The following is a 13,401-nucleotide window of genomic DNA, read 5'->3' as shown; positions in this document are numbered from 1 at the left end:
GCCATGTTCGCCGAGATTGGCACTTACGGGCTCAGCGTCGCTGCCGGTACGCTCTCTACCCTGTCACCCTGCGTGCTGCCGCTGGTGCCGATCCTGGCAGGTTCGGCGCTGGTGGCACATCGCTTCGGCCCCCATGCGCTGGCAGCCGGACTGGCGTTGTCGTTTACCGTGGTCGGCGTGTTCATCGTTGGTCTAGGCGCCGCCATCGGATTGGATCGGGAGGTTTTTCGCAACATCGCGGCGGTGCTGCTGATGGGGTTCGGTGTCCTGCTGGTTTCACCGGCGCTGCAGGAAAAATTCGCGGTTGCGACCTCGCGGCTCGGCGGCTCGGGGCAATCCATGATGAACCGCATTTCCGGCGACAGCCTCGGCGGCCAGTTCTCGCTGGGCATGCTGCTGGGCGTGGTCTGGGGTCCGTGCGTCGGCCCGACGCTGGGCGCCACCATCACGCTCGCCAGCCAGGGGCAGGATATGGCGCACGTCACCCTGATGATGGCGCTGTTCGGATTGGGCGCGGGCATCCCGCTGGTCCTGCTGGGCATGCTCTCGCGCCAGGCAATGACGAAATTTCGCGACAGGCTGTTCACGGCAGGCAAGGCAGGCAAGAAGGTATTGGGCGGCCTGTTGTTAACAATGGGCGTATTGACCATGACCGGTGCCGACAAGAATTTTGAATCCCTGATCCTGAAAATCTCCCCGGACTGGCTGGTGCAGTTCACCACATCAATTTAATTCTGAAAAGGAAAAGCCCGTAAATGTCGCAAGAAATAGAACCACCGGCCCCCGACTCGACGATCACAGTGCTGCTTGAAATCGGCCGTGCTTTCGGCCGCGTACCCAACCTGTTCCAGGCCTACGCCAAATATCCGCCGCTATTGGAAGCCAACTGGAACAAGGTCAAGGCGGTGCTGCTCAACGGCAAGCTGCGCCGCAAGGCCAAGGAGACTGCCGCGTTGCTGGTGTCGAATGACAACGGTTGCGCCTACTGCGTCGCCGCCCACTCGGCGGCGTTGACAAGCCTGGGCACAAGCGAAGCGGAAATCGCCGCCATGCTGCAGAGCGGGACACTGCCCGGCCTCAGCGAGGCCGAAATTGCACTCGTCAATTTCGCACGCAAAGTCAATCTGCATTGGCGCGACATCAATGAGGCAGATTTCAAGGCACTGAACGCGCTTGGCGTGGAAGAGGAGGAAATCGTCGAGATATTGGGCGTAGTGGAACTGTTCGCGGGGTTCAACCGCTTCGCCCGTGCCATGCGCATTGCCGTGGACTTCTGACCCATGCCTCCGCAAACCTCGCCCGGCTTCTTCCATTTATGCCTTACGCCGGCCATCATGGGACATGCGCTCAAGGTTTCCCTGGTGGTCGGCTCCGTGCTGAACGCCATCAATCAGGGCGAGGCGATCATTAACGGCGGCGCGGAGTTAGGGCATTTCGTGCTCAACTATATGGTGCCGTTTTGCGTTGCGACATACAGCGGGGCGCAGGCGCTTCGGAAACAACAGAAGCCGCTTCAAGCGAGAGGGGAACATGCCCGGAAGACTGATTGAATGGCTTGAACAGAAAAAATCCGCTGGGGTCGGCTTCATCGATCCCGGCCTGGAAGCCTGTTCGCAGATTGCAGGCAACAACGCTTTTGCAATGAACGGCTTTGAGGTGCCCGGTCTCGGCTGCCATTTGCTCTCCATCCCGTTACATGGCGAAAAGGCCGGGGGCGACATCCATTACGTCGCCGTGTGCGGACAGCGCATGAAGAGCAAGTTCCTGCTGATTGATACCATGGGGCATGGCGAAGCCGCGGCCTGGTTGTCGGACAAGCTGCTCGAAACGATGGGAGCGCTGGCGGGGAGCCCAGGGAACCACCTGCTGCTGGAGGAGATCAACCGGCTGATCCACAACGGAGCCCGGTCCCCCCTGTTTGCGACCGTGGCAGCCGCCACCTACAATCAGACCGATCACTCCTGGACCTATGCCTACGCCGGGCACCCCGGCATGCTGCTGAAACGCAAGGGGCAATGGTCCGAATTGCATGCGGGTGGCTACAGCACCTTTGCCGTCGGCGTGGTGCGTGATTTCAAGTATTATGAAACAACCACCACGCTGGAGCCGGGGGACTGGGTGCTGATGTACACCGACGGCGTCCTGGATGCGGTCAACCCGGACCCCAACTACGCCTCCCGCAAGGCGCTGCTGGATGTTGCCACCATGGTGGAAGCCGAGACCCCAGACGATTTTTTTACACGCTTCGTCGAAAAACTGGTCGACATGAATCACAGCCCGGGTTTCGACGAAGACCTGACCATGATCCTGATAGACCACAGATGACGACCGCACTTTTCAATCGCACTCCTTTATTGACAGAAGGCAACCCCGAGCTTAAACGCCGGGAAATCCGCGACTATTTTCACACCACGCAGGATCGTTACGAGCAGTTGTTCGAAACGCTCAAAAATGACGAAGCCTGGTACCGCAAGCCTATCCCGTTGCGTCATCCGCTGATTTTCTACTACGGCCATACCGCCACCTTCTTCATCAACAAGCTGGTGCTGGCGGGATTGATCGATCAGCGCATCAACCCCAGGTTTGAATCCATGTTCGCTATCGGCGTGGACGAAATGAGCTGGGATGATCTCAACGAAGCCAACTACGACTGGCCGACGGTATCGGAAGTCCGCGCCTACCGCGCTGAAATGCGGCGCATGGTCGATGGCCTGATCGAGAGCCTGCCGCTGACATTGCCGATCGGCTGGGGCAGCTCCTGGTGGCCCATCCTGATGGGCATCGAGCACGAACGCATCCATCTCGAAACCTCCTCGGTGCTGATCCGCCAGCACGACCTCAAATATATCCAGCCGCATCCGGCTTGGCAGCCCTGTCGCAAGTCCGGCGAAACGCCGAAGAATACGCTGGTGAATATCCCCTCCGGCCGCGTAAAACTCGGCAAGCAGGGCGACCCGACTTACGGCTGGGACAACGAATACGGCCGGCACGAGGCCGACGTTCCCGCCTTCCAGGCTGCCCGCCATCTCACCAGCAACGGCGAATTTCTGGCTTTCGTCGAAAACGGCGGCTATGCCGACGATACCTTGTGGGAAGAAGAAGGCCGTGCCTGGAAAGAGTTCGCCAAAACTCAACACCCCACCTTCTGGGTGCGCGAAGGCGGCGCCTGGAAGCTGCGCCTGATGACCGAGGAAGTTGCCATGCCGTGGGACTGGCCGGTGGAAGTTAACTATCATGAGGCCAAGGCTTTCTGCAACTGGAAGCAGCGCGAAACCGGCCTCCCCACGCGGCTGCCGACCGAGGACCAATGGGTTCGCCTGTACGATTTTGCCGGGTTGCGCGAAGTGCCGCACGACCAGCCGGCCAACGCCAACCTGCATCTCGACCATTACGCCTCTTCCTGCCCGGTCACCGAGTTCCGCCACGGAGAACTGTTCGATGCGGTGGGCAACGTCTGGCAATGGACCGAGACGCCGATATACCCGTTCGAGAGCTTCAAGGTGCATCCCTTGTACGACGACTTCACCACGCCGACTTTTGACGACCGCCACAACCTGTTCAAGGGCGGTGCGTGGGTTTCCTGCGGCAACGAAGCATTGAAGAGCGCGCGCTACGCCTTCCGCCGTCACTTCTTCCAGCATGCCGGGTTCCGCTATGTGGTGTCTGATGCACCCGTTACCGTGCACGCCTCCCATTACGAAACCGACAAGCTGCTGTCGGAATATGCCGAGTTCCATTACGGCGACACCTATTTTGACGTTCCCAACTTCCCCAAGGCGCTGAGCGAACTGGCGATCAACGCCATGCATGGCCGCCCGGCGCGCAAGGCGCTGGATCTGGGCTGCGCCGCTGGGCGTGCAACGTTTGAGCTGGCGAAGCATTTCGAGCACGTCACCGGCATCGATTTCTCCGCCCGCTTCATCGGGTTGGGCGTACAGTTGGCCGAACAGGGCGTGCTGCACTACACCCTGGCCGACGAGGGCGAACTGGTGTTCTACCAGGAGCGCCGGCTTGCCGGTCTCGGGCTGGATGATGTGCGCGGCAAGGTCGAGTTCTGGCAGGGCGACGCCTGCAACCTCAAGCCGCATTTCACCGGCTACGATTTGATCCTGGCGGCCAATCTGATCGACCGCCTGTACAGTCCGAAGAAGTTTCTTGCTACGGTGCACGAACGGCTCAATCCGGGCGGCATTCTGCTGATCGCTTCACCCTATACCTGGCTCACCGAACATACCCCGCGCGAGGAATGGATCGGCGGCTTCAAGCAGGCCGGCGAAAACCTGACCACGCTGGACGGGCTGAAGGCCATTCTCGGCGCGCATTTCCGGCTGATCGAAGACCCGTTTGAGATGCCGTTCGTCATCCGCGAAACCCGGCGCAAATTCCAGCACACGCTGTCGGAAGTCACCATCTGGGAGAAAACCGGGTGAAACCCGATTTCGACCGCGTCATCCCGCGCGAGGGCACGTATTCCCTCAAGCATGACGGCAGGGCTGCCGTCTTCGGCACCGCCGACGTGCTGCCAATGTGGGTTGCGGACATGGATTTTGCCGCGCCGGAGGCCGTCAATCGTGCACTGAAGGCACGTGCCGCACATCCGGTTTATGGTTATACGCTGGTGCCGGACAGCCTCTACGGCGTCTTGATCGACTGGATGAAAAAGCGCCACCACTGGCAAATCGAGCGCGAATGGATACTGCTCGCACCTGGTGTGGTGCCTTCTCTGAACACCGCCGTGATGGCGCTGACGCGGCCGGATGAAGGCGTGATCGTGCAGCCGCCGGTGTATCTCCCCTTTTTTTCAGCCGTCACCAAGACCGGCAGGCGGCAGGTTCTGAACCCGTTGCAATGCCGGGACGGCCGCTACAGTATCGATCTGGATGATCTGGAGCAATGCGCCCGCAATGCCAAGCTGCTATTGCTCTGTTCGCCGCACAACCCGGTCGGCCGGGTATGGCAGCGAGCGGAACTTCAAGCCGTACTGGAAATTGCCCGTCGTCATGATCTCACCATCGTCTCCGACGAAATTCATGCCGATCTCGTCTATCCGGAATTTCAACATCACGCGCTCGCCTCGCTCGCCGATGACCCAGCCAATGTCGTCACTGCGGTCGCGCCCAGCAAGACTTTCAATATCCCGGGCCTCGGCCTGTCCGCGCTGATCGTGCCGGATGCCGGACGGCGTGCGGCGATAGGCAAGGTGCTGGACATGACCCACGCAAATATTGCCAACCCGTTCAGCCTCGCAGCCTTCGAGGCTGCCTATCGCGAGGGAGAGCCCTGGCTTGAAAGCTTGCTGGCCTACCTGAAAAAGACCCGTGACGAAGCGGCTGCCCATATCCAAAGTGAATTGCCGGATATCCGCATGATCGATCCGGAAGCGACCTATCTGCTATGGCTGGATTGCCGCAAACTGGGCATGAGCGATAAAAAACTCCAGCGTTTTTTCGTCCGCAATGCCAGGGTGGGCATGTCCCCCGGCGCTTCTTTCGGCGCGGGCGGCGAAGGCCGCATGCGCATGAACATCGGCACTTCGCGTCAAAATGTCATGATGGCGATTCAACGCATCGGGCAGGCGCTGGATTCGGATCGCATGTAATTTTCCCGCGAGGTGGCCCGCATTGCCCTGGACGAAGCTCCGCGCGATCCGGGGAGAATTTTGACCCGGCGGCTTTCGCCGTTGTCGAGGAAAAACGATGCAAGCATCGAAAGTCGGAAGATTCGATCAATCCTTCATAATCCATATGATCAGGGACTTTTTCCTGCTCCTGATCGCCGTTACCGTGATCGAGTTAGGGGTTCGTTATGGCGTGGTCGTTTATAACTATAAAAACCATGATCGGGAGGCGGTTGAACTCGCAACGCAGCGTCTGGCCGGCGATGTGAAGTCGATCATGCTCAATTCCGGTGGCCCCGTCGCCGCCAGAACGGTGTATCCGATCCTGAAACGCAACTTCGAGGAACTGGGACTTTCCATCGGCATTATTCCTGCGGAAGTGACCGTGACCTCCATGAAGTACAAATTCGACATGGAGCCGCGGGGAATTCCTCCGCAGTGGCCATCGGGCAAATACAATGAAGCCAGAGCAACGCTGACGGCAGAACAGTTTTGCCTGAACTGTCACGTGCACGCCAAGGTTGGCGATGTCCTGGGCGAAGTGAGGGTGAGAAGTTACCTCTCGACGAAGCTGACCGCCTGGTGGGCCGAGGTGCGATTGAGTTCGATGATCTGGGCAATCAACATCATTACCCACACCATCGTGCTGTTCCTGCTCCTGAAGGTTCGCATGGAGCCGCTGCTATCATTGAGCTCCACGGTTTCAAGCCTGACCAAAGGCATTATTGACCTGTCCCATAGGGCGAAAGTGAAATCACATGACGAATTCGGGGGATTGGCTCTTGACCTGAATCATTTTCTCGACCGGATCGCCCATATCGTAGAGGATCTCGACAAAATTCTCACCAAGGTCGTCGCAACGAGCCATCGTCTGAACCAGGTGAGCCATCAAATGAATAGCCAGTTTGAGAAAATCCACGAGTCCACACAGTTGATACTCCATGCCGCCCTCAAGGAACAAAAAAGGCAACCGGGTATTCTGTCTGGCTCCCTCGATGCCTTAGTCTCAGCGCTTGACATCCTGAGCGGCGACGCCGTCATTCCGGAAGAAGCTCGAAAGAAGTTGCATGACCTTACAGATCGCTTCCGCGATATGATCAGAAAAGTAGAGAGCGTCTCTGGAGATTTTCCACAATCGGACGATCTACTGAATGGCTTATCCAGGGATATCCATGAGTTCGCGCATTTTCTTGGGGAAATAGCGCTTCTCGAAGAGAAGATGCAAGTAGTCGCCGAATCCGGTCAAGACTTGCTCTGCCGCCTGACGAGCGCCAAGTGTGACCATTAGCGGATCGGGCAAGCACTGGGTTCGGATTGAATGTAGTAAATCCCCGATTTTGCCGGGGCCCTGGATTTTCTGATTAAAGGGGGAAACCATGAATCACATCGAACATCTGCTGAAAAGCCTTTTCGTGATGGCCTCCATGGTGGAGGCACGCGACCCTTACACCGGCGGGCACCTGTGGCGGGTTTCCCAGTACAGCCGCATTCTGGCCGAGGATGGTGGTTTGCCTGCCACCGACGTGGCCCGCATTGCCCTGGGCGGGTTTCTGCACGATCTGGGGAAGATCGCCGTGCCGGACGCCATCCTGAACAAGCCGGACCAGCTTACCGTCGAGGAGTACGACATCATCAAGACCCACCCGGAAGTGGGCAGCCGTCTGCTCGCCGACCACCCGCTGGCGGAACTGGCCCGCACCGCCGTGCTGTCGCACCACGAAATGCCGAATGGGCGGGGCTACCCGCAGGGCTTATCCGGCGATCAGATAAGGGTGGATGCAAGCATAGTCGGCATCTGCGATGCCTTCGACGCGATGACCAGCACACGTCCCTATCGCCGCGGGATGCCCGCCGAGAAGGCGCTTGGCATCATCCAGGCCAACTTGGGCGGACAGTTCCATGCGGTGTGGGGGGCGCGCTTCATCAAACTGGGCGAGGCGGGGCACCTGGATCACATCGTCGGCCACAGCGAGCCCGGCATCCCGTTGCAGCATTGCCCGATGTGCGGGCCGACCATTGTCGTCAGCCGGCATCATCGCACCGGCGACCATGTTTACTGCCACCACTGCGGCGGCGAGGCTGAAGTCAGGCGCGAGGGAATTCGCCTGTCCATCGCCCCGACGGGCCGCCGCGGCACCATCAAGGATCTCGAACCCGAAATCGATAACGGGTTGCTTGACGACCTTGTACGCGAAAGCAGCCGGCATCTTGCCGGCAATGTCACCGCATAAATCCTTACTGACCTCATGCGCGCCACTGCCCTGACTTCAGCCGCGATTGCCCTGCCGGCATTGATATTGGCCGCGGTCTCACACCAGGGCTTGCACCTGCAGGCTCTCTTTGCCATCGGCTTGCTGCTGGGCATGGTGTTGTACCTTTCCCGCTTTGGTTTTGCCTCCACTTATCGCAAATTGTTCCTGTACGGCGATACTGAAGGCATCCGGGCGCAACTGTTGATGTTGATGCTAGCCACCATCCTGTTTGCTCCCCTACTCGCTATGGGCAGTCTTTTTGGCAAGGATATGGTGGGTGCAACCGCACCGGTTGGCTGGCAGGTCGCTGCGGGAGCATTCATGTTCGGCATCGGCATGCAACTGGGGGGAGGATGCGGTTCCGGTACCCTGTATACGCTCGGCGGCGGCAGCCTGCGCATGGCGATCACCCTGGCTGCCTTTATCGCCGGTTCTTTCTGGGCCAGCCTGCACATGGGCTGGTGGCAGGCATTGCCAACGCTGGGCGTGTTGTCGCTGGGGGAACGCCTGGGGTGGGTATCCGCCGCCACTTTACAGACCGCTTTGCTGGCGGTGCTGTTCTTCCTGCTGCCGCGCAGGATGGGCGCTTTAACCGGCCCAACCACCTGGCGCAACCTTTTCACCACACCGTGGAGCCTGACGCAAGGCGCGCTGGCGCTGGCCACACTCAACTTTGCCACCCTGATCATCTCCGGCCACCCATGGACGATCACCTGGGCATTTACCCTGTGGGGTGCCAAACTCGCCATGCTCGCCGGCTGGAGCCCCGACACCCACCCGTTCTGGTTGGGCGGATTCCAGCAGGCAGCCATCTCCGGCAGCATCTTTCACGACGAAACCTCGCTGATGGATATCGGCATCATTCTTGGCGCGCTGCTAGCGGCCATGCTATCCAAACGCCTGATATTCACCTGGCAGGCAAGTGCAGGAGCCATTGCCGCTTCCTTGCTCGGCGGACTGGCCATGGGTTACGGCGCACGCATTGCCTTCGGCTGCAACATCGGCGCATTTTTCTCCGGGGTTGCTTCTACCAGCCTGCATGGCTGGCTGTGGATTGCCGCCGCACTGGCCGGTATCCGGATCGGGGTGAGACTGCGCCCAAAGTTCGGGCTGATGAACTGAGAATCTGTCGCAACAAACTTTGCTTCACACCACGCTACAACATCCACGCGATCACTGATCCAAACATGGAGGCCATCAGTTTGCGACTCATCCTTCGTTAAACCGCGGCGGATGCGCAGCTTGTTCTTCCCGAGTCGCCCCAAGGAAACCATTTATCTTGCATGGCCTTTTTTGTGGGATTAATAGATTTAATGATCCTGTTGTAAGGTTTTTACCGGTTGTCCGTATAAGGGTGAGCGCGGACGATCGCTTGCGATGGCAAGAACACATGCCGGCTGTTGTACACCGGGTCCGTGGTAGCGCCAATTCGGAAATATTGTTAACGACAAGGAGTCGGTTCATGGACTTATGCAAAAAACCAGCACCCCATTTTTCGGGAGCCATAATCATCGCGGGCATGTTGGCGTTTCCGGGCCTTGCGCAAGCTTCGCCGCCGGAAAACCACGCAGCGGATGCGAGCGCCCTGCAGAAAGAAAATATCGAGTTGGCGACAAAAAACGAAGCCCTGGAAAAGCGCATCAAGGAACTCGAAGCGGCGCTCGACAGCACCGGCAGCCGAGAACAAAAGCAGGCGCCCAAGATAGGCAATGCCGCTTTGGACGACCGGGACTACCAATTCCTGAAACTGGGACAGGATACCGACTACTTGCAAGCCGAGCGTTACCGCATCATCGACCAGGTCGAACAGTCGACTCCGCCGCTGTACGAACCGGCACGACCCCTGCACGGTTACGTGTTGCCTCCCGGAGCGTCCAGGATAAAACTCGATCTCGGCGTCGCCCATAACCCGAGTGATTTCGGACGCGATACCTTCTATTCCAAGTTCTTCGACAAGGTCAGGGTCGATACCCTGCAGGGCGATCTGCAATTCATGTACGGGTTCGAAGCCCTCGGCGTCAAGGACATGATGGTCAACCTGGAGGTCCCGTTCAAGATGGTGCGCACTAAAGGCACGGGGCATCCTTTCCGCATCGATCCCATGGAAATGACCATGGACGGAACCAGTGCCGGTCTCGGCGACATTTCCCTGACCCTGAAGAAGAAATGGCTCGATCAGGGCAACGGCCCGGTCACGCTTTCGACCATGTTCGGCATTATTTTCCCGACGGGTAAGGACGACGAAAAATTCAACGCCACGCAGTCGCTCAAGGTACAAGGCATGCCGCCGACACTATCCCCCTTGCAGCTCAACATCTTTGGCCGCAACCCCAACGATCGGCTCCTACCTCGCATCCTACAGCCAGGACAAGGCGCCTGGGGTGGACGCATCGGCCTGGCGGCAACGCATCAATTCGAGCGCAGTGCGATTCACGGCGGTTTCATGTACGACTTCTTCGCCAAGAACGATGGCATCACAGTGGGTAACGAACTGCGTTACGGGGCTTCCTATGTGTTCCCGCCGCTCGAAAGCGATCGCATGTCTCTGGACTTGGCGGTTTTCGGGCGACACAAGGGTGCTGAAAAATTCCCGGGCCTGATTATGCATCCCGAGCGCAATCCGGCAACCGGCGGGCCGATCATGGATGCCGGTGGAAATGTCGTGATGTTTACTACCCCACGCCCCGATTTCAACCATGGCAACGTGGTGTTCTTTAGCCCCAGCCTGTCATACATTCCCTCGCCAAGTTATCGAATCACCGTCAGCCCGGCGATCAGAATCATCGAGCCCAATCAGGGACCTTCGCCGGCGTGGACACTCGATCTGTCGGTCCAGCATACCTTCTAACGTCGGGAGAACACCGTGAAAAAACTACTCAAACTTAATCTCATTGCCACTAACCTCGCGCTGCTGGCCTTGTCCGGCTGCGTCCAGCTTTCATCTCAGGATCGGGGGCAGACTGGCGAAAAACTCGAAAAAGCCGCAGGCACCGAGCAGGTTAATTTGGACAAATATCGCAGCCCGATCAAGACCACCGTAACAGACCGTCGGTTCACCACCAAGGAAGCCATGTACCTGGCGAACGAAATGGAAAGGAGCGGTTTCCCGTTTCTCTCTGAGGCGGCTAATAAAGGGATACCGATGGATGGCGACCTGGGCTTCATGAGCGCCGTCGAATCCTACTGGTATTCGCGTTACAACATGGAGGCTCTGAATACCGAGAGCCGCTGCGGCGTTCATCTGGTCCATGGGCCTTATGTGACGGAAAAAGCGCTGCAGCAAGGACGAGCCAACGACAACCGCGACCGGGGCGAGTATGCCCGTTCGAACAAGGGTGTGTTGCTGCAGGACATCTCTTCCCTGTATCTGTCAAGAACAGGATTTCCCCGCCGCTTTGAAGACGCGTCACCATTGATGCTGGCGTTCGAGTCTTGCGACCCGCATCTGACAAGGCCGCTGGACAAGGGCAGCAAATTCCAGAGCACCGAAAACCTGCTGCGTGACAACGATTTGAAAAAAATCTACGGCCCAAATTTTCCCGCCACTCCTTATGGAGCCGGCACGAAAGGCAATGAGGACTGGGCTTACCGCGTCAACTATCGCGAGAATTTTCTGAGCCTGCGCTGGGATCACGGCCGGATGTCTCACGTCGTCGATATGGGCGCCGAAGGCCAGCTTCTGATGAAGCTGGCGTTGTGGGAGGAATTCTTTTTTTCAGGCAATCATCACGACGATAAATATCTCGGCATTACGCCCGAGGACGGCTATCGCGGCGCCATGCTCAACCTAAGCGCCGTCAGCAAGATGCTGATCATGAAATCGGCCATGCTCTACGATGGCAAGGTGTTGGGCGGCGGCGATCCGCGCACGGCAAAAGCCGGCATTTATTATTTCCCGCATCGCATCGGAGTCCGGATGAGAATGGCAGGCGATCTTCCGCCGCGGCCGGAAGAGTTTTCCGTCGTGGATAGCAGCAGCCAGTTGTTCGATCAGGCGTCTTTGCTGTGGGGATTGAGCGAGTTCTACCACTTCGCGGACCCATCGGTAAAAAGCAATTGGAACAAGGTGTTTGGCAACAACACCCCCCATGACGGCTCGATCATGGAGCAAAAGTACATCGTACTGGCCGAGGGCTTGTCCAATCTGGTGCTATCGACCATGGAAGCGAAGCATCAGGCCGGCAACGGCGTCCTGGTCTCCGAGTGGACACCGGAACAAGGACGCGGCGCGCTGACCAAAACAGCCGATCTGGGCATGGCGATGGTCGCTCTGGCCAACTATGTCGAAAAAATGCATACCGATACGGCCCTCGTCGAACGCGCCAGGCAACTGTTACTCACGCAAGCCGATTTTCTGTCGAACTCACTGCAGGCTGGCGATGGCAGCGTAGGTTCAGCTTACAGCGCGGGGAAACGGGTGGCAGGCGCACCGACATTGCTTGACCAGGGTCTCGCCATTCAAGGCTTGATGGTGGCCTACCGCGTTCTTGGCGACGAGCGATTCAAGAGCGCGGCAAAGAACGCTCTCGATTTCATGAACACCAAGCTGTGGGACGAGAAAACCGGCCTTTATCGCTCGGAGCTCGGTGCCGCCACAAGCGTGTATACTCCCTTGAACCTCGGCGCTGCGATCGGTGCGCTGCGCGAGATGATGCTGGAAACCAAGAGTCCGCAACTCGTCGAACGCTACAAGCGGTTCTGGGTCCAGGCCATCGACGCCAGCGGCATCCAGCAGAGCGAGTTTGAGGAGACCGGCGAAACGGCGCTCTATCAGAAAGACGGCGACAAAGACGGCATACCTCGCATCGAATACGGCGATGGCAAATATGGTATCGCGCCGGTTTTCGCAAGCCGCGTAGAAATCCAGACACCTTGATGCACGGTGTTTCACGGCTGAAACGAGTACGAGGCTCCCAAGGAATCCAGGAGCCTCGTAGATACAAACGGTCGCGACGTGAACGGGAATCGCCTCCAGTTCTTGCACGGACCTTTTGGACTGTGCCCCCGCAAGCAAGCCGGATTGGTGGAAAGCACGTCCACTGACCATCACAGTTACCAAGATACTGGGTACTTATAAGGGAATTTTTTATAGGCCATCGCCTATGCCCAGACCGTATCCAGTTGTAAGGTTTAGCCCAGTTGCCCGTATAATGGCTGAGTCGCGGGCGATCGCTTTCGATAGCGAGAGCGCATACCGACTGTCGTAACTACAACCTTAAACGAAGGAGACACCCAATGAACCTGAAATTGAAACCATTTGCCCTTGCCCTCGCAGTCGCGGGCGCCTTGGCTCTTGCAATTCCCGCAGCTCAGGCAGCCAATCCCTGTAACCCTTGTGCACCGAAGGCGGAAAATCCTTGCGCGGCCAAGAATCCTTGTGCAGCCAAGAATCCTTGCGCGCCGAAGAAAAAGATGAAAAAGCACAAGAACAAGAAGATGAACCCTTGCGCGGCCAAGAATCCTTGTGCAGCGAAGAACCCTTGCGCGGCAAAATAGTGTAAAGGGTGTTGAATAGGCCGTTCTCGACAAGAG

At 58.2% G+C, this 13,401-nt stretch carries 12 protein-coding genes; all 12 read left to right on the top strand.

Annotated features, from left to right (window positions below):
• Window positions 1–3: 3 nt before the first annotated feature.
• The 12 genes from VGK14_RS05735 to VGK14_RS05680 all read left to right on the top strand — a co-directional run bounded on the left by VGK14_RS05735 (window position 4) and on the right by VGK14_RS05680 (window position 13,365).
• Window positions 4–732 (top strand): cytochrome c biogenesis CcdA family protein, encoded by a 729-nt coding sequence (locus VGK14_RS05735; protein ID WP_331507982.1) that lies wholly within the window; start codon window positions 4–6, stop codon window positions 730–732.
• Between the two features lie 23 nt (window positions 733–755).
• Complete coding sequence (locus VGK14_RS05730) at window positions 756–1,277, top strand: peroxidase-related enzyme (RefSeq protein WP_331507981.1); 522 nt, start codon at window positions 756–758, stop codon at window positions 1,275–1,277.
• A gap of 3 nt (window positions 1,278–1,280) precedes the next feature.
• Complete coding sequence (nrtS, locus tag VGK14_RS05725) at window positions 1,281–1,550, top strand: nitrate/nitrite transporter NrtS (RefSeq protein WP_331507980.1); 270 nt, start codon at window positions 1,281–1,283, stop codon at window positions 1,548–1,550.
• Window positions 1,531–2,325, top strand: a complete 795-nt coding sequence (locus tag VGK14_RS05720) for a PP2C family protein-serine/threonine phosphatase (protein WP_331507979.1) — start codon at window positions 1,531–1,533, stop codon at window positions 2,323–2,325. Before nrtS ends, VGK14_RS05720 begins: the two co-directional genes overlap by 20 nt.
• Window positions 2,322–4,430: a 5-histidylcysteine sulfoxide synthase gene (gene ovoA / locus VGK14_RS05715; RefSeq protein ID WP_331507978.1), complete on the top strand. Its 2,109-nt coding sequence runs from the start codon at window positions 2,322–2,324 to the stop codon at window positions 4,428–4,430. Before VGK14_RS05720 ends, ovoA begins: the two co-directional genes overlap by 4 nt.
• Window positions 4,427–5,599: a PatB family C-S lyase gene (locus tag VGK14_RS05710; RefSeq protein ID WP_331507977.1), complete on the top strand. Its 1,173-nt coding sequence runs from the start codon at window positions 4,427–4,429 to the stop codon at window positions 5,597–5,599. The genes ovoA and VGK14_RS05710 overlap by 4 nt, the downstream gene beginning before the upstream one ends.
• Window positions 5,600–5,696: 97 nt before the next feature.
• Window positions 5,697–6,905 carry a methyl-accepting chemotaxis protein gene (locus tag VGK14_RS05705; protein WP_331507976.1) on the top strand — a complete coding sequence of 403 codons (1,209 nt, stop codon included), beginning with the start codon at window positions 5,697–5,699 and terminating at the stop codon, window positions 6,903–6,905.
• Between the two features lie 88 nt (window positions 6,906–6,993).
• Window positions 6,994–7,848 carry an HD-GYP domain-containing protein gene (locus tag VGK14_RS05700; RefSeq protein WP_331507975.1) on the top strand — a complete coding sequence of 285 codons (855 nt, stop codon included), beginning with the start codon at window positions 6,994–6,996 and terminating at the stop codon, window positions 7,846–7,848.
• Window positions 7,849–7,863: 15 nt separating this feature from the next.
• Complete coding sequence (locus VGK14_RS05695; RefSeq protein WP_331507974.1) at window positions 7,864–8,991, top strand: YeeE/YedE family protein; 1,128 nt, start codon at window positions 7,864–7,866, stop codon at window positions 8,989–8,991.
• 397 nt (window positions 8,992–9,388) lie between these two features.
• Window positions 9,389–10,717: a transporter gene (locus tag VGK14_RS05690; RefSeq protein WP_331507973.1), complete on the top strand. Its 1,329-nt coding sequence runs from the start codon at window positions 9,389–9,391 to the stop codon at window positions 10,715–10,717.
• A gap of 15 nt (window positions 10,718–10,732) precedes the next feature.
• Window positions 10,733–12,745: a hypothetical protein gene (locus VGK14_RS05685; RefSeq protein WP_331507972.1), complete on the top strand. Its 2,013-nt coding sequence runs from the start codon at window positions 10,733–10,735 to the stop codon at window positions 12,743–12,745.
• 359 nt (window positions 12,746–13,104) lie between these two features.
• A complete protein-coding gene (locus tag VGK14_RS05680; protein ID WP_331507971.1) occupies window positions 13,105–13,365 on the top strand; it encodes a hypothetical protein in 261 nt (86 codons plus the stop codon).
• Window positions 13,366–13,401: the final 36 nt, after the last annotated feature.

This window comes from Novimethylophilus sp. (genome assembly GCF_036504375.1).
Classification (GTDB): Bacteria; Pseudomonadota; Gammaproteobacteria; order Burkholderiales; family Methylophilaceae; genus Novimethylophilus.
The sequence above is the reverse complement of the archived record's forward strand: the minus strand, read 5'-3'. Positions and strand labels throughout refer to the sequence as shown.